Below are 16,098 nucleotides of genomic sequence, written 5' to 3' on the forward strand. Positions count from 1 at the left end.
ATTTGCCCTGGTCGCACAGGTTGTACGTCAGCCGTCCAGCCAGTTCTCGTAATTTTCGTGCAAGTTGCACCGGCCATTCGTCAGGTCAACGATCCCGGGTTACGGCAGTGACGGTTCTCGACGCGTGGCGGTGGACGATTCGGTGGGGCGAGAGGGGATGGCACACATGTGGGGGAACGTCCGACCGCGCGTCACTCACCTGTCGCCGCTGGAGCGGGTGCGGCTGCGACGGGTCGCGATCCGGTACGCGCTGCACGGCTGGCCGGTCACGCCCGGCGCCTGCCTCGCCAACAGTCGCTTCGTCTGCGGCCGGGCCGGCTGCCCCACGGTGGGCTGCCACCCCGCGCTGGAGGAGTGGGACCACGCAGCCAGCGCCGATCCGGCCCGGGTGGCCACCTGGTGGCGCAGCCGCCCACACGGGGTGCTGCTGCCCACCGGGCGCGCGTTCGACGTGCTGGAGGTCGCCGCCCACCTGGGCCGGCAGGTGCTGGAGACGGTCGCCGCCCACCCGGCCGGCTTCGGCGTACGCGGACCGGTGCTGGTCACCCCGACCGGCCGCTGGATGTTCCTGGTCCGCCCCGGCGACCCGCTGCGACCGGAGCTGGAACACTGCTTCCACGTGGTGCGGCACGGCCCCGGCTCGTGGATCCCGGCCCCGCCCACCCGGCTGCCCGAGGGCGCGGTGCGCTGGGCGGTCGCCCCGGAACAGGCCCGCTGGCAGCTCCCCGACTCCTACCTGGTGCAGAACGCGCTGATCGCGGCGTTGCGGGCAGCCGGCGTCACGCTCACCCCGGAGCTGTTCCCCGGTCATCTCCCGCTGCCCCGCCGGGGTCGCTGACCCGACCGGTCGACTGCCCGACTGTCGCCGAGAGCGACCTCCCCGCCACCGGGCTCGTTGAGCCGGGCGAGGGCGCATCCGCGCCAGAGCGGGGGTTGAGGATGTCCAGGGACGACGCGGCCCGCCACACCGGCGGCACCGAGCCACCACCGCACCACCGCCGCCGCCCGCACCTGTGGGCCTTCACCCGCCCCCGCGGCGCCCGCCCCCCGGGTGCCCGCCCCCCAGGCTCCCGCCCCGCCATCCTCCACCGCCCCCTCCGCTGACCCGCGCCCCCGTTGTCCCCCTTCGCGCTGTCCCCCTTCGCGCTGTTTCACGGAAAGAGTGCCTGTGCGCGGCCGGATAGGCCCTCTTTCCGTGAAACAGCGCATCCGGAGGGCCGGGGGGTCAGGAGGTTGCGGGGAGGGCGTGGGAGCGGAGGAGGCGGGCGTCGTCCGTCACCACGGCGTGCCGCCAGGGCGCGGGAAGACGGTCCAGCCAGGCGATGCCGGGCTCGCCCATGGCCACCGCCGCCGTCGCGTACGCGTCCGCCACGCCCAGGTCGGGGCCGACCACGGTGACCGAACGCAGGCCGGCCGCCGGCGTGCCCCGGCGCGGGTCGACCACGTGGTGGCCGCGCTCGTAGACACCGGAGGTGGCGACCGCCAGGTCGGTGCCGGTCAGCACCAGGCAGGTGGCCGCCGGGTCCCACGGATGCCGCACCCCGATCCGCCACGGCTCGCCGGTCGGGCTGTGCCCCCGGACCCGGACGTCGCCGCCCGCGTTCACGCAGTGGTTCGGGGCGCCGGCCGCCACCAGCCGGTCCGAGGCGACCTGTGCCGCCCACCCCTTCACGTAGCCGGACGGGTCCAGCCGCCCGGTGGCGTACGCGTCGAAGAAGCCGTCCGTGGCCGTCCACAGGTCGGCGCAGCGCGCCAGCACCGCCCGCAGGTCGCCGGAGGCGTCGACCGCCCGCAGCTCGCCCCGGTCCAGCCGGCACACCTCGCTGTCGTCCCGGTACGTGCTGAACCGGGCGTCCACCTCGCGCAGCCAGTCGAACGTGCGCTCGGCCAGCTCGTGCGACGTGGCGGCGGGCAGGTCGTCGGCCAGGTCGAGGCTGATCGCCGTACCCATGATCTGCTCGACCCGACGCAGGCCGGGCCGGCCGGCGGCGGCCAACCGCGTCACGCCCTGTCGAGGGCGGACTGCAACGACTGCTTGTACGCGGTGCTGGTGTACGTGGCGCCGGAGACGGTGTTCAGGTTGGCGCTCTGCTTCGCCACCACCTCGCCGGAGCTGCCGCTGTAGCGGGCCTGCACGTCGTCGGCGCGCTGCCCCTCCTGGCCGCCGACCGGCATGTCCAGCCCGGTCGCGTCGACGATGCGGCTGCCGCTCAGCGTGATCTGCACCCGCAGCGACCCGTACCGGTAGGTGACGGTCGGCCCGGTGACCGTCCGCGTGGTGGGCTTCGGCGCCTTCGTGGTGGTCCTCGGCGCGGCCGGGGCGGTCCGGGTCCGGGTGCTGGTCCGGGTCGCCGGGGTCCGGTCGGCGGAGGGCTTCGCGCTCGGCTTCGCCGAGGTGCTGGGCGCCGCCGACGGCGTCACGCCGGACGCGGTGGGCGGCGGGGCGTCGGGCGCGGGTGAGCCGCCCGGCGCGACCGGAGCCGACGCGGCCGGCACGTCACCGGCGGTGGCCTGCCCGGCACCGGGGCCGCCCTTGAGGACCACAAGCGCGGTGGTGCCGGCGGCCAGTCCGGTGATCGCGATCAGCGCGCGACGCATGGTGGATGCCTTCCTACAGCTCGAACGCGGTGAGGTGGATCTGGCGGCGGGGCACGCCGGCCGCCCGCAGCGCCCGCACGGTCTCGTCGACCAGGCCGCCCGGCCCGCACAGGTAGACGTCGCGGCGGGTCAGGTCGGGCACCAGGTGGCGCAGCCCCTCCGGGTTCATCACCTGGCGGGGCCCGGGGTCGTCGCGGCGGCCGATGACGTACCAGACCGAGGTCTGCCGGGCCTGGGCCAGCCAGTCCAGCTCCTGGTGCAGCAGCACGTCGGCCGGGGTACGCGCGCGGTAGATCAGCGCCGCGCCGGGCGGCAGCTCCTCCAGCATGGCCCGCAGCGGCGCGATGCCGCTGCCGCCGGCGATGAGCAGCGCCCGCTCCCGGGTGCGGTGCGCGGCGGTGAACGTGCCGGACGGGCCCTCCGCCCACACCCGGGTGCCCGGGGTGAGGTCGCGCAGGTCGGCGGTGTGCCCGCCGACCACCTTCACGGTGAGCCGCAGCCAGCGGCCGTTGGTCGCCGCCGAGACCGAGAACGGGTGCGACTGCCACCAGCCGCCGGGGTTGAGGAACCGCCAGCGGAAGTACTGGCCGCCGAGCATGTCGATCTGGTTGAGCCGCTGCCCGGTCAGATAGACCGAGACGGTGTCCGGGCTCTCCGCCACCACGTCGGCCACCCGCAGCCGGTGCCGGAGGTTGAACACCAGCGGCGCGATGATCCGGCCCCACGCCAGCGCGGCCACCACCAGCAGGTACGCGGCGATCCAGCCGGTGCGCACCGGCCCCGGCTCGTGGAGCTGGGCGCCGTTGCTGAACTGGTGCGCGTAGCCGAGCAGCAGGGTGAGATAGCTGGTCAGGTGCAGCACGTACCAGAGTTCGTAGGGCAGCCGGCGGCGGATGCCGCGGACCGCGGTGAACCCGACCACCACCATGATCCCGGCGGCCACGAACGCGGAGAGCATGTCCTCGTAGTCGGTGAGCAGCGCGCCGACCTCGCCGAACACGGAGTTGCGCTCCTGCCGGGCGTAGCCCACCACCAGCAGCGCCATGTGGGTGAGCACCGCCACCAGCAGCGTCGCGCCGAGGTCCCGGTGCAGCCGGGAGATCCGCTCGCCGCCCAGCACCCGTTCCAGCACGCCGAGCCGGCTCATCGCCAGCACCTGCACCAGCAGCAGGTAACCGGCGATCAGGCCGGTGATCCGGCCACCGGCGGTGAGCAGGTCGGCGGTGTCGGCCAGCGAGCCGGCCGGGGTGTCCAGCCACCACGGCAGGACCGCGACGACCAGACCGAGCCAGAACGCCGCCGCCAGCGCCCGCCGGCCGCCGGGCCCGCGACGCGGCCGGCCCGGTGGTACGGGAGCAGCCGGACGGCCGCCGTACGGGGCGGAGTGCCCGGTACGACGGCCGGCGGCGTCGGTGTGCTGATACGTCACGCGTACATCTTGATCGGGGTGAACTTCTGCCGGGGGAAGACCTTGTCCACCTGGGCGGCGGTCAGGCCGAAGCGGCCCTGCGCCACCGACCCGTAGACGTTGAACATGTTGTTGTACTCCGGCACGTCGCCGCTGTCCAACTTGTCCAGGCCGTTCCAGGTGCCCAGCAGCGAGCCGGCGAGCTTGCGCCCGGACAGCACGGTGACCACGCCGCCGTGCCCGTGGTCGGTGCCGCCGCTGTTCGAGGCGACCCGCCGGCCGAACTCGCTGGACACCATGACCGTCACGTCCGCGGCCTTGTCACCCAGGTCGGTGAAGAACGCGGCCATGGCGGTGGCCAGCTCGTTGAGCCGCCGCCAGAGCTGGCCGCCCTCGCTGGTGCCCTGGTTCTCGTGGGTGTCGTAGCCGCCCATGCCGACGGTCGCCACCCGCACGTTCGCCCCGCCCTTGATGAGCTGGGCGAGCTGCTGGAACGCGTTCCCGACGCCCTCGTACTTGACGCCGGCCGCGGCGGCGTACGGCTTGGCGGCGAGCTTCTGGGCGGTGGACAGCGCGCCCATGCCCTCGATGACCGCCTCCTCCACCGGGTGGTTGATGCCGGTGAACAGGCCGCGGATCGCCTTCTCGGTGGCCGCGCGGTACTTGTCGTCGCCGTTGAGCCGCAGCTCACCGACGTTGTTGAGGGAGATCGCGCCGTTCACGCCGACAAGCGAGCGGGGCAGCGTGCTGCCGATCCCGACGCTGCGGAACGCGGTGCCCTTGCCGAGCGTGTCGACCAGGCTGTCCAGCCAGCCCCGGCCGCCGGTCTCGCCCGGCAGGCCGCCCAGGTTGCAGGCGTCGGCGGCCTGGAAGTGGCTGCGGGACAGCCGCGGGTCCGACACGGCCGGCACGAAGCCGAGCTGCCCGGCCTTGAGCCACTTCTCCAGCGGGGCGAACGCGCTGGTCAGCTTGAAGCCGCGGGCCAGGGCCAGCGAGTCGTTGCCGAGCAGCAGGTCGGGGCGGGACTTGCCGAGCACCGGGTCGTTCGCCGGGGCGACCAGGCTCAGACCGTCCAGCCCGCCGTAGAGGAAGACGTGGATCAGCGTGCCGGTCTTGGTCGCCGCGAACGACGCCGAGGTGGTCACGAACTGCGCGGTCGCCAGCGCGGTCGCGGTGGCCGCCGCGCCGGCCACGAAGGTACGCCGGGTGACGCCCCGGCCGTCCTGCTGGGCCTCCTCGACCTCCTCCAGCCGGCGGTACCGGTCGGCCTCGGCCGCGTTCTCGGCCGCGACGATGTCCGCCTCCGCGCGCAGCAGCGCCTCGGCCGGGTTGTCGGCCAGTCGCCGCACGTCGGGGCATTCGGGGTGCAGGGGGTACGGGTTCACGGTCATCTCCATCGAATGCCTCACCGGAGGTGGTGCTGGGGGGACGCGAGGATCGTCCGCGCGACCGCGGCGATGGCCCCGTTGAAGGTGGCGTCGACCTTGGCGCCCTCGGACACCCCGGCCACGGCGAGCACGAGCTTCTTCTCCTTGGCGCTGAGCTTCTGGTGCACGAGCTTCTGCGCCAACGCGTCCACGTACGCCCCGGCGGTCGTCGGCGGCTTCGCCACCAGCTTCTCCGGCTTCACGTAGGTGAACTGCTTGCGCCAGCCGCCGAGCAGGTCGCCGGCCTCGTTCCAGCCGTCGACCATGGTGCCGGCCGAGGTCCAGGCGAGGTAGACGTCGGCGTAGCCGTCCGGGGTGGGCTTGCCCATCGGGTACTGGCCCAGCTCGCGCATCTTGTCCTGGATCTGCCGCAGGCCCTGCGCGAACGGCGTACGACGCTGGTCGCCCTGGAACCCGGCGGTCGCGTCCGGGCCCACGCCCAGCGACCGGTACGTGGCGACCAGGTACTCCATCGGGCGGCGGACCTTCTGGCCGACCGCGGCCCAGAACTCCGAGGAGCTGAACAGCGTCGCCAGCACCGGCCGGATCTGGCCCTTGTTGGTGGTGTACGCCTTCGCCAGCCGGTCCACGATCGACTTCGGCGGCGTGTCGGAGACGAACCGGGTGGCCAGGTTCTGGGCCACGTACTTCGCGGTCGACGGGTGCAGCGCGATGTACCTGATGTACGAGTCGATCACCTTGTCGGCGACCTTCGGGTCGTTCGAGTTGTTGGCGTGGCTGAACCCGAGGATCTTCACCTTGCCGACGTAGTGCCGGTCGCCGAAGAACATGTACTTGCCGTCCGCGACGCCCCGCCCGGTCTGGAGCATGGCGGCCTGCCGCACGTCCTTCTCGGTGTAGCCGCCGTCGACGCCGACCGAGTACAGCTCCAGGTTCTCCCGGGCCAGGTTCTCGTTGATCGCGTCCTTGCGCGAGTCGACCTGGTTCAGGTAGAGCAGCAGCGCCGGGTGCTTGTTCGCGGCGACCAGCATCTCCGGGTAGCTGCCCAGCGCGTGTTTGCGGATGACGTCCTTGTCGAACGAGTTGCGGTACGTCTCGCCGCCGTCGAAGTCGGCCGCCACGTGCAGGAAGTCGTTCCAGAAGTCGACCATCACCTCGAAGAGCTGGCGGTCGGACCAGATCTGCCGGGCGATGGTGGCGTCCACCGTCTCCCGGGCCGGGTCGACGCCGCGCTCGTTGAGCTGGTCGCGCTGGTCGCGGAGCTGGGTCGGGCTGAGCTTCAGCGAGGGCAACTCGGACAGCTTCAGCTCGGCCTTGGTCGGGGCGATCTTCTCCGGCTCCAACTGCTGGCGCAGCCAGTTGTCGATGCCGAGCTTCTTGATGTCGGCGATCACCTTGGGCGTCGGGCCGAACGTGGTCCGGCTGGCCAGGTGGCGGATCGGGTCCTTGGCGAGCACCGTCTTCACGGTCACCTCGGTCGCCGCCGCGGCAGCCGCCGGGCTGCCGAAGATCCGGCCGCCGGTCGGGGCGTTGCGCTTGAGCGCCGCGCCCGCCCGGGAGCCCATGTAGCTCTCGTTCTGCTCGGTGTAGGTCCGCACCGTGCTGGGCTGCTGGCCGCTGGGCCGCGCCTGGGTGCCGTCGGTGGTCACCGTGCCGGTGGCGTCACCGGCCGCCACGTCGTCCGAGAACAGGCCACGAAGCTGCGGGGAGAGCGCGAAGGCCGCGCCGCCGGCGACCACCGCCGCGCCGCCGAGCGTGGCGAGGGCACGACGCCGGCCACGACTCGGGGCGTCGTCGGAGTCGTCGTCCAGGTTGGGCAGTCCCGGGCCGGCCGGCGGCGGGTACCCACCGGCGGGCTGGGCGTAGCCGGGGTGCGGCTGGGGGTGACCCGCGCCGGGCGCGTGGCCGGCCGGGGCGAAGCCGTTCGGTCCGACCCACTGGGGGCCCGGGGCGGGCTGCGGCGCCGGGGCGGGGTGACCGCCGGCGTACGGGGCGGTGGCGCCCAGGTCGCGGTACCCGTCCGGATGGGGGTGCTGGTATCCGTCCCAGCCGCGGTCGTCCCGAGGTCGACGCGGTGGCACGTTCAGGTCGGCCATGTAGCTATCCCGTTTTCTTCGAGCGCCGGCACGCCTGCCACCCGGGGGTTGGGTGGGAGGGGCGGCGACGGTTGCCGGAGAGTTGCTACGGGAAAGTAGCCAGGCCGGACCGGCTGCTCAAGGCGGCCCGGAGCGGCTCCTGAGCACACTTAAGACGGTGCTCAGACCCAGCGCGGGGCCCCCGACGTCGACACCTCTTCCCAGCACCCCCCGGAGCAGGGCCGACTCACCCGGCAACCAACTCGACGCGAGGTTTCGCCCGCCATCGGGCCCTCACCCCCCGTTCACCCCCACAGGCAAACTTAAGACACCGCTAAGCCTCCCCTACCCCTCTCCCCCACCCCGCCTCCCCCGCGCCTCCCCTCACCCACCCCCACCCTCCCGCCGCGCAGATTCACGGAAAGAGTGGCCATTCCGCCTCGGATGGCCACTCTTTCCGTGAAACCGGGCGCTCGTTGTCGGGGGCGGAGGGAAACGAGCAGGGGCAGGGGGCGTGACGGGCGGGGAATCCGGGTAAGCCGCCGAACCGCTGAAGCCGTGAGGGGAAGGCATCGCCATGCTCAGCCAAGAGGATCAGCGCAGGTTCGAACAGATCACCCGCCAGCTACGGGAGAGCGATCCGCGGTTCTTCGCCCGGTTGGACAATCGGATCAGGGGTCGCCGGGGCCGGTACCTGATGCTGTTGACGATCACGCTGTGGGCCTCGCTGCCAGCGATGACCGTGCTGGCCGGCCGGTTGGCCGGGGCGATCTGCGCCACGGTGCTGGTCGCCAACGCGGCCCTGATGTGGCGCTTCCGCCACCGCCTGCGGTGAGCGCAAGCACGGGCCCCCGCTCAACGCCTCCGGTAGAGGTGGGGCACCCGCTCAACCGGTCGGTCCGCGGAACTCCCGGTACGCGCGGCGCAGCCGCTCGACCAGGCCCGGTCCACCGATCTCGGCGCCGGGTGGGCCGAGCTGCCGCAGCAGCAGCTCCGGGCCGGTGTCCAGGGTGGGCGGACGGTCGGGCAGGGCCACCGGTGAGAGCCAGAACCGGTCCAGCTCCGCCGCCGGCTCGATCGGCGTCAACCCGGCCAGCACCCGCCCGGCGCCGGTCACCGACCCCGCCGCCGCCCCGGCCGGCTGGTCCACCGACCCCGCCGACGACACCGCTGCCGCCCCGGCCGGTTCGTCCACCGACCCGGCCGACGACGCCGCTGCCGTCCCGACCGGCGGGTCCACCGACCCGGCCGACGACGCCGCCGATCCGTCGGGCCGGACTCCGCGTAGCGTCCGCAGCCGGTCCAGCAGGTCGGCCCGGGACCGGCCGCGCCAGTGCAGCAGCCGGAACGGGTCCGCGTCGAACGCCTCGGCGAGCAGGTAGAACGTGGCCGCCAGGTGCTTGCACGGCACCGCGAAGTCGGGGCAGCCACAGCGCTGCGCCAGCTCGCCCACCTCGGCCGGGAACAGCGGCGCGCCCGCCGCGGCGAACAGCTCCTCCAGCTCCGCCGGCAGATCACCGGCGAGCAGCCGGGCGCTGAAGAACGCCTGCCCGGCCAGCTCCGCCTCGATCCGACGCCAGACCTCTTCCGGGTACGCGGACAAACCGATCCGCACCGGGTACGGAGTCGGCCGCGACCCCTGCACCTCGGCGGTGACGAGTCCGGGCGCGACGTCCAGCCGGAGCACCTGCCCCCGGCGCGCGTACGCCCGGCCCCGGGTGAGCCGGGAGCCGAGCGCGAACGACTCCAGCACCTCCAGGAACCGCCGCGACCACCAGGAACGCCCGATCGCGCCCCGGGTGCTGCGCGCCCGCAGCCCACCCTCGACCCGCAGCGGCGGCCCGTACTCGTCGAAGCGGGGACCCGTACTCACTCGACCACCGCCCCGGCCTCCAGCGTGAACAGCTCCCGCAGCGTCTCGGTGGACAACTCGGTGACCCACTGCTCGCCGCTGCCCACCACCGACCGGGCCAGGTTCCGCTTGTCGGCGATCATCGCGGCCACCTTCTCCTCCACCGTGCCGGCGCAGACGAACTTGCGTACCTGCACGCGACGACGCTGGCCGATGCGGAACGCCCGGTCGGTGGCCTGGTCCTCGACCGCCGGGTTCCACCAGCGGTCCACGTGCACCACGTGGTTGGCGGCGGTCAGCGTGAGCCCGGTGCCGCCGGCCTTGAGCGAGAGCACGAACAGCGGCGGGCCGTCCGGCGACTGGAACCGGGTGACCATGGCGTCCCGCTCGGCCTTGCCGACGCCGCCGTGCAGGAACAGCACCTCCCGGCCGGTACGCGCCGACAGATGCCCGCGCAGCATCCCGCCGAACTCGGCGTACTGGGTGAAGAGCAGCGCCCGCTCGTCCGCCGCGAGCACCTCGTCGACGATCTCGTCGAGCCGTTCCAGCTTGCCGGAGCGGCCGGCCAGCGCGGAGCCGTCGTGCAGCAACTGGGCGGGATGGTTGCAGACCTGCTTGAGCCGGGTCATGGTGGCCAGCACCAGCCCCCGGCGCTCGATCCCGTCACTGGACTCGATCTTCGCCATCATGTCGTCGACCACCGCCCGGTAGAGCGCGGCCTGCTCGGCGGTGAGGTTGCAGAGCACCTCCATCTCCAGCTTCTCCGGCAGGTCGGTGATGATCGACGGATCGGTCTTGAGCCGCCGCAGCACGAACGGGCCGGTGACGCGGCGCAGCCGCTCGGCCACCTCGGCGTCGCCGTGCCGCTCGATCGGCTCGGCGAACCGCTTGCGGAACGTCGCGGCCGGGCCGAGCAGCCCCGGATTGGCGAACTGCATGATCGACCAGAGGTCGGCAAGCCGGTTCTCGACAGGCGTACCGGTGACTGCGACCCGGTGCCGCGCGGGCAGCGCGCGGACCGCCTCGGCCTGCCGGGTCGCGGCGTTCTTGATCGCCTGTGCCTCGTCCACCACCACCCGGTGCCAGTCCACGCCGGCCAGGTCGACGGCGTCCCGGGCGGCCACCGAGTAGGTGGTGAGCACCAGGTCCGCCTCCTGCACGGCGGCGCTGAACTCCTCGCCCCGGGCCCGCTCCGCGCCGTGGTGCACGTGCACGCGCAGGTCGGGCGCGAACGTCGCGGCCTCCCGCTGCCAGTTGCCGACCAGCGACATCGGGCACACCAGCAGCGTGGGCCCGGCCTGCGGCGGGTCGCCGGCGAGCAACGCGAGCAGCTGCACCGTCTTGCCCAGCCCCATGTCGTCCGCGAGAATCCCGCCCAGCCCCAGCGACTGGAGGAAGGTCAGCCAGGCCAGACCGCGCCGCTGGTACGGCCGCAGCGTCCCGACGAAGCCCGGTGGCGGGTCGGCCGGGGTGAGCCGCCGCTCCGCCTCGCCGGCCAGCAGCTCGCCGAGCGCCCCGTCGGCGACCACGTCCAGCACCGGCAGCTCGCCACCACCCTCCTCGCCGGAGAGCCCCATCCGCAGCAGGTCCGCCACGGTCAGCTCGCCGGAGGACCGCAGCAGGCGCAGCCCGGCCTCCAGCCGCTGCGGGTCCAGCTCGACCCAGCGACCCCGCAGCCGGACCAGCGGCGACTTCAGGTCGGCCAGCGAGGCCAACTCCTCGGCGGTCAGCGGCTGGTCGCCGAGCGCCACCTCCCAGCGGTAGTCGACGAGCGCGTCCATCCCCAGCGTGCCGGCGGCGGTGGCGACCGCGCCCGGAGCGGTGCGGCTGCGCGCCCGCAGCCGGGCGCCGAGACGGGACGAGGAACGCCGCCACCAGGACGGCAGCAGCACTCCGAACCCGGCCGCGTGCAGCACCGGCGCCCCCTCGCGCAGGAACCGGTGCGCGCCCTCGGCGTCCAGCTCCATCCCCTCCGGCGCGGCGGTACGCAGCGCCGCGTCCACCTCCGGCCAGAGCCGGCTGGCCCGGCCCAGCTCCGCCAGCAGCGTCTCCTGCGGGTCGATGCCGCGCGCGGCGAGCGCGGGCACGGGCCGCTGCCAGATGTGCCCGGCGTCGACCACCAGCCCCGGCTCGTCGGTCGGGTGCAGACCGAACTCCACCCGCCACGCGCCGCCCTCGACCAGTTCGGCGACCGGGTCGACGGCCGGCTCGACCAGGCGGAACGTGGCCCGTACCGCGCCGCCGGCGGCGTCGTGCTGCCAGGCGTCCAGCTCGCGCCGCAACGTCGCCAACGCGGCCGGCTCGGTGGTGAAGGCGCGCTCCGGACCGGTGAGCGCGGCCAGCCAGCGCGGCACCGGACCACCGGGTCGCATGCCCCGGTGCAGCCGGGTGTCGGCCAGGGCCGTCCGGGCGGCGGCGTCGACGAGCGCGTCCAGCGCATCCGCCACCAGCTCGCCCGGCCCCACGCCTTCGCGGGCGGCCCGGGCCGCCGGAGGCAGGGCCAGCGCCAGGTCGCGGGCCCAGCCCGCGTCCGTGCCGGTGAGCAGTGGCCGCCAGAGCGCCAGCGCGGTCACCACGTCGGCCTCCGCCACCGCCCGGAGCCGGCGCCGGGCTCGCGCCGGGTGGTGAGAGAGGGCCCCATCTCTACCGGAGGCGTTAAGCGGGGGCCCCTCCTTGAGGGCGAGCACGGTGGGGAGCAGGCGGCCACGGGTGACCAGGTCGGCGGCGAAGTCGGCCAGCTCGGCCAGGTGCCGCACGCTGGCCCCGACCGGGTCCGGCCGGGGCGCGCGCAGCAGCGCGTACGCGTCGTCCGGGCCGTACGCCAGGGCGGGGACCCGCCAACCGGCGCGGGTGACCGGGCCGCGGACCGGGTCCCCGACGGCGGCCCGGACCAGCTCCGGCGAGTCCAGCGGCGAGCCGGCGCGGGTGGGCAGGCCGAGCAGCACGGAGATCGGCTCACCCGGCATCGGATCGAGCGCGGCGGCCAGCGTGGCGTGGTCGGCGGCGAACGGGTGCGGCCGTTCCCGGGGCGCACGGCCGGGGCGGCGCGGCGCGGCGGCCGGCAGCGTGCCGTCCTCGGCCCAGAGGGCAAGCCCCGCGCCGGGCAGCCACAGCCCGTGGATGACCAGCACGCTCTCCCCCTCGCCGACGTCCGGGGCCAGGATAGGCGGCCCGGCGCGGATATCGTCGGCGCCATGGTCGACCTCCTGGTGATCGGCGGGCTGGGCGTGGACGTACGCGCCCGGGTGCCCGCGCTGCCGCTGCCCGCCGCCGACTCGCTGACCGTGCCCCCGGTCGAGCTGCGGATCGGCAACACCGGGGCCGGGGTGGCGCTGGCCGCGCACGCGCTCGGCCTGCGGGTGACGCTCGTCGACGTGCTGGGCGCCGATCCGGCCGGCGACGTGGTGCGGGCGGCGCTGGCGCGTACCTCGGTGCGGACCGTGCTGGTGGGCGCGCCGGCCGGCACCCGCCGGTCGGTGAACCTGGTCGACCCGGCCGGCCGGCGGATGTCGTTGTACGACCCGCGCCCGTGGTCCGGCCCGGCGGCGCCGTTCGCCGAGGCGGAGCTGGCCGCGCTGGTCGCCGGGGCCGCCCACACGCACGTGTCGATCATGGATTGGGCGCGGGACGCGCTGCCGACGCTGCGTGGTGCCGCGTCCCTCTCCACCGATCTGCACGACTGGGACGGCGAGAACGACTACCACCGGCCGTTCGCCGAGGCCGCCGGGCTGGTGTTCGTCAGCGACGTGAAGCTGGGCGAGCGGGCCGGCAAGGTGGCGGCCGGGCTGGCGCCGCGCACGGTGCTGGTCACCGGCGGGGCGGCCGGCGCGACGCTGCACACCCCGGACACGCCGCCGGCGCACGTGCCCGCCGTCACCCCACCGGCGCCGGTGGTGGACACCAACGGCGCCGGGGACGCCTTCGCCGCCGGCCTGATCGCGGCCCGGCTGCGGGGTGCCGACCCGCTCGACGCGGCCCGCTACGCCGCCCGGGTGGCCGCCGCCGCGTGCACCCACGACGGGATGGAGTATCCGGACGGGCTGCTGCCCCGCGGGTGACGCCCGCGGGCCGACGGCTCGACGGGTGCCGCCGCGCCCGGAGCGTGCCCGCCGGCCGGGACGAGGCCGCTCCGACGCTCAGATCGCGCCGGTCTCGCCGTCGGTCAGCTCGCGCAGGATGTCGGCGTGCCCGGCGTGTCGGGCGGTCTCCTCGATCAGGTGCACCAGCACCCAGCGCAGCGACACCTCGCCGAGCTGGGGATGCGGCACCACGTGGTCGAGGTCGAAGCGGGCGGCGACGGCGCGGGACCGGGCGCAGGCCGCCTCGTAGGCAGCGGCGAGCGCCTCGACCGTGTCGTCGGGGCCGAGCGTGAAGCTGGCGCCGGCGTCGGCCTGGGAGGTGAGGTAGACGTCGCCCGGCTCCGGCGCGAACAGGCGGACGAACCAGTTCTCCTCGACCAGGGCGAGGTGCTTGAGCAGCCCGGCCAGCGTGGTCAGCGAGGGCACCAGCCGTCGACCGGCGTCGGCGTCGGCGAGGCCGCGCGCCTTGCGCAGCACGGTGGCGCGGTGGAAGTCGAGGAACGCGTCGAGGATCGCCCGTTCGTCGCCCGTGCGGGCGAGGACCGGACCGAGTGTCGGGTCGATCGTCGGGGTCGCCATCCTGAGGACGCTAGTCGCCGGACCGGCCGCCCGCTGCCCCGCTATCCGCTGCGCGTGCGCGCCGGCCCGGGGCAGGATGGGCGCATGGCTTCCACGGTGCACATTCCCCTGGTCGGCGGCGCGGCCGACGGCGAGACCGTCACGGTCGAGCTGGACAGCAACGGCCGTCCGCCGCTCACCCACCACCACCTCGGGGCGGGTGGGCTGGCGGAGGCGCAGATCTACGAGCTGGAGTCGGACGACCGGCCGGAGCACGAATGGGTCTACACCTGGCGCGGCCCGGCGGTCTGAGCGCGCCGGCTCAGGCCACCGGGGTCAGCGCGCGGGCCCGGATGCTGTCCAGCACGCTACGGGTCACCTGCGAGGTGCCGCGCGCCTGCTCGCAGACCTCGGCCACCCGGCGGGCGGTCTCGTCGGCGCGGGCCGCCCGCTCGTCCCACAACCGGTCCACCTCGGCCAGCAGCGGGCCCTCCACCTCCCGCTCCATGCCGCGCAGCGCCGGCACACCGAGCCGCTGGGCCAGGTCGAAGACCTTGCCGGCGTACGGCAGCGGCAGGAACGGCGTGTTCATCATGGCGGCGAAGATCAGGAAGTGCAGCCGCATGCCGACCGCCAGGTCGAAGTGGCGCATCAGGCCGAGGATCTGCGTCGGCCGGTAGTCGCCGTGCAGGATCCGGCCCCGATCCGCGGCGATCATGTGCGACAGCACGCCGTGCGAGTGCCGGATGTCGTCGCGTTCCATCGGGACGAAGAGCACGTGCGCGTCGATCCGGTGCACCAGGAAGTCGCCGATCTGGGCGAGCAGCCGGTGGTAGCCGTCCACGTCGAGGCGTTCCGCGGCCCGGCCCGGCTCGCGCACGCTCAACCCCACCAGTCGCGAACCGGCCGGCACGCCCTCCTCGCGCAGCCACTGCGCGGGGAACTCCTCGGGCGTGAGCAGGAACGCCGGGTCACCGGTGACGGTGATCGGGTTGACCAGGCCGGCCTCCTCCAGCACCATCCGCGACTCCTGGTCCCGGACGGTCACCTCGACGGCCTGCGCCAGCGTCTCACGGACCATGCCGGTGTCCACCCCGTCGGTGAGCGGACCGACGCCGACCGCGTACGTGAGCAGCGGCAGGCCCCGCTCCTGGGCGACCCGGACCACCCGCAGGTAGCGCCGGGCCTCCTTGTCGTAGAGGATCCCGCCGCCGCCCAGGATGAGCAGGTCGAGCTGGTTGAGCACCTGGGACGAGTCGACCCGGCTGACGCCCTCCCACGGCACCGCCTCGACCTCGGGGTGGGCCAGCGCGGTGTGCGCCGGGTTGCGGGAGAACACGATGATCCGCGCGTTCGGCTCGTGCTGGCGCAGGTCGGCCAGGAGACCCGTGAGGATCGCCTCGTCGCCGAGGTTGCGTCCGCCGTACGAGCCGAGCACGCCGATGGTCAGTCCGGTGCCTCCGGTCATCCGATGCTCCTTTCCGTGGCGTCCGGGCCAGCGTTCCCGCTGCGCACGCCGGGGTAACCCGGTCGGGTGCCGGGCTCAGGGGGCGAGGTCCGCGCCGCCCACCAGACGGGAGACCAGGGTGGAAACCACCTGATCGGGGTCGAACCCGGCGTCGATCGAGGTGGTGAGCAGGTCGAGCAGGAGCCCGTCAACCGCGTAGTGCAGCAGCGCGATCTCGTACGCCCCGCCGGGCAGGCCGGCGGCGACGTGGAAGGCGACGTCGTCGGCGTACCCCCGGCGGAGCACGTCGCCGAGCGCGGCCCGCAGTTCGGGACGGCGGCCGGCCTCCAGCCGCAGCTCCCACAGCGCCCGGGTGAGGTCGGGCTCGCGGGTGGTGCGGGCGACGATGTCGCGCAGGTAGTCGGTGAACAGCGCGAGTGACGGCTCCCGGCGGCCCAGGTCGGCCACCACCGCCGGGTCGGGCGCTATCCGGTCGAAGATCCGCTCGGCCAGGCCGGCGAGCAGCGCCGACCGGGACGGGAAGTAGTTGGAGGTCGTGCCGGTGGGCACGCCCGCCTCGGCGTCGACCGCCCGATGGGTCAGCCCCCGCGCGCCGGCGGCGGCGAGGATCCGCAGGCCGGCGTCGGCGAGCAGGGTACGGCGTTCCGGGTTCCTGGCCACGCCGGACACCCT

13 protein-coding genes and 2 pseudogenes are annotated in these 16,098 nt (G+C 74.4%); 4 read left to right on the top strand and 11 right to left on the bottom strand.

Annotated features, from left to right (window positions below; genetic code table 11):
• Nucleotides 1-166 precede the first annotated feature (166 nt).
• On the top strand, nucleotides 167-838 hold the full coding sequence (locus tag OG767_RS24390) for a bifunctional DNA primase/polymerase (RefSeq protein WP_405090671.1): 672 nt from the start codon (nucleotides 167-169) through the stop codon (nucleotides 836-838).
• 387 nt (nucleotides 839-1,225) lie between these two features.
• On the opposite strand, the gene OG767_RS24395 is transcribed toward OG767_RS24390, so the two are convergent.
• Genes OG767_RS24395 through OG767_RS24415 form a run of 5 tightly spaced genes read right to left on the bottom strand, consistent with a single transcriptional unit; the run spans nucleotide 1,226 to nucleotide 7,490 of the window.
• Complete coding sequence (locus tag OG767_RS24395; protein ID WP_405094293.1) at nucleotides 1,226-1,951, bottom strand: FAD:protein FMN transferase; 726 nt, start codon at nucleotides 1,949-1,951, stop codon at nucleotides 1,226-1,228.
• Nucleotides 1,952-2,001: 50 nt separating this feature from the next.
• On the bottom strand, nucleotides 2,002-2,598 hold the full coding sequence (locus OG767_RS24400; RefSeq protein WP_405090672.1) for an FMN-binding protein: 597 nt from the start codon (nucleotides 2,596-2,598) through the stop codon (nucleotides 2,002-2,004).
• A gap of 13 nt (nucleotides 2,599-2,611) precedes the next feature.
• Nucleotides 2,612-4,027 (bottom strand): ferric reductase-like transmembrane domain-containing protein, encoded by a 1,416-nt coding sequence (locus OG767_RS24405; protein WP_405090673.1) that lies wholly within the window; start codon nucleotides 4,025-4,027, stop codon nucleotides 2,612-2,614.
• Complete coding sequence (locus tag OG767_RS24410) at nucleotides 4,024-5,397, bottom strand: DUF1501 domain-containing protein (protein ID WP_405094294.1); 1,374 nt, start codon at nucleotides 5,395-5,397, stop codon at nucleotides 4,024-4,026. The genes OG767_RS24405 and OG767_RS24410 overlap by 4 nt, the downstream gene beginning before the upstream one ends.
• A 14-nt stretch (nucleotides 5,398-5,411) precedes the next feature.
• The gene (locus tag OG767_RS24415) at nucleotides 5,412-7,490 is read right to left on the bottom strand and encodes a DUF1800 domain-containing protein (RefSeq protein WP_405090674.1); all 2,079 of its coding nucleotides are present in this window, start codon (nucleotides 7,488-7,490) and stop codon (nucleotides 5,412-5,414) included.
• A 556-nt stretch (nucleotides 7,491-8,046) separates the two neighbouring features.
• Between OG767_RS24415 and OG767_RS24420 the strand changes: the two genes are divergently transcribed.
• On the top strand, nucleotides 8,047-8,304 hold the full coding sequence (locus OG767_RS24420; RefSeq protein WP_281936927.1) for a DUF3040 domain-containing protein: 258 nt from the start codon (nucleotides 8,047-8,049) through the stop codon (nucleotides 8,302-8,304).
• Nucleotides 8,305-8,355: 51 nt separating this feature from the next.
• Here OG767_RS24420 and OG767_RS24425 read toward each other — a convergent pair whose 3' ends face one another.
• The 3 genes and pseudogenes from OG767_RS24425 to OG767_RS24435 all read right to left on the bottom strand — a co-directional run.
• Nucleotides 8,356-9,342 (bottom strand): SWIM zinc finger family protein, encoded by a 987-nt coding sequence (locus OG767_RS24425; RefSeq protein WP_405090675.1) that lies wholly within the window; start codon nucleotides 9,340-9,342, stop codon nucleotides 8,356-8,358.
• Nucleotides 9,339-11,891 (bottom strand): annotated as a pseudogene (locus tag OG767_RS24430) (DEAD/DEAH box helicase); the annotation flags it as partial. The gene OG767_RS24425 and the pseudogene OG767_RS24430, both read right to left, overlap by 4 nt.
• Nucleotides 11,892-12,004: 113 nt before the next feature.
• Nucleotides 12,005-12,452, bottom strand: a pseudogene (locus OG767_RS24435) (ATP-dependent helicase); the annotation flags it as partial.
• 63 nt (nucleotides 12,453-12,515) lie between these two features.
• On the opposite strand from OG767_RS24435, the gene OG767_RS24440 reads away from it, so the two are divergent.
• Nucleotides 12,516-13,379, top strand: a complete 864-nt coding sequence (locus tag OG767_RS24440; RefSeq protein WP_405090676.1) for a carbohydrate kinase family protein — start codon at nucleotides 12,516-12,518, stop codon at nucleotides 13,377-13,379.
• 78 nt (nucleotides 13,380-13,457) lie between these two features.
• Here OG767_RS24440 and OG767_RS24445 read toward each other — a convergent pair whose 3' ends face one another.
• Nucleotides 13,458-13,979 carry a DinB family protein gene (locus OG767_RS24445; RefSeq protein ID WP_405090677.1) on the bottom strand — a complete coding sequence of 174 codons (522 nt, stop codon included), beginning with the start codon at nucleotides 13,977-13,979 and terminating at the stop codon, nucleotides 13,458-13,460.
• Nucleotides 13,980-14,063: 84 nt separating this feature from the next.
• Between OG767_RS24445 and OG767_RS24450 the strand changes: the two genes are divergently transcribed.
• Nucleotides 14,064-14,270, top strand: coding sequence for a hypothetical protein (locus tag OG767_RS24450; protein ID WP_107155856.1), 207 nt, complete (start codon nucleotides 14,064-14,066; stop codon nucleotides 14,268-14,270).
• A gap of 10 nt (nucleotides 14,271-14,280) precedes the next feature.
• On the opposite strand, the gene OG767_RS24455 is transcribed toward OG767_RS24450, so the two are convergent.
• Nucleotides 14,281-15,426 carry a polysaccharide pyruvyl transferase family protein gene (locus tag OG767_RS24455; protein WP_405090678.1) on the bottom strand — a complete coding sequence of 382 codons (1,146 nt, stop codon included), beginning with the start codon at nucleotides 15,424-15,426 and terminating at the stop codon, nucleotides 14,281-14,283.
• Between the two features lie 75 nt (nucleotides 15,427-15,501).
• Complete coding sequence (locus tag OG767_RS24460) at nucleotides 15,502-16,086, bottom strand: TetR/AcrR family transcriptional regulator (RefSeq protein WP_405090679.1); 585 nt, start codon at nucleotides 16,084-16,086, stop codon at nucleotides 15,502-15,504.
• Between the last annotated feature and the right edge of the window lie 12 nt (nucleotides 16,087-16,098).

The organism is Micromonospora sp. NBC_01392 (assembly GCF_045040125.1).
Lineage (GTDB): Bacteria > Actinomycetota > Actinomycetes > Mycobacteriales > Micromonosporaceae > Micromonospora.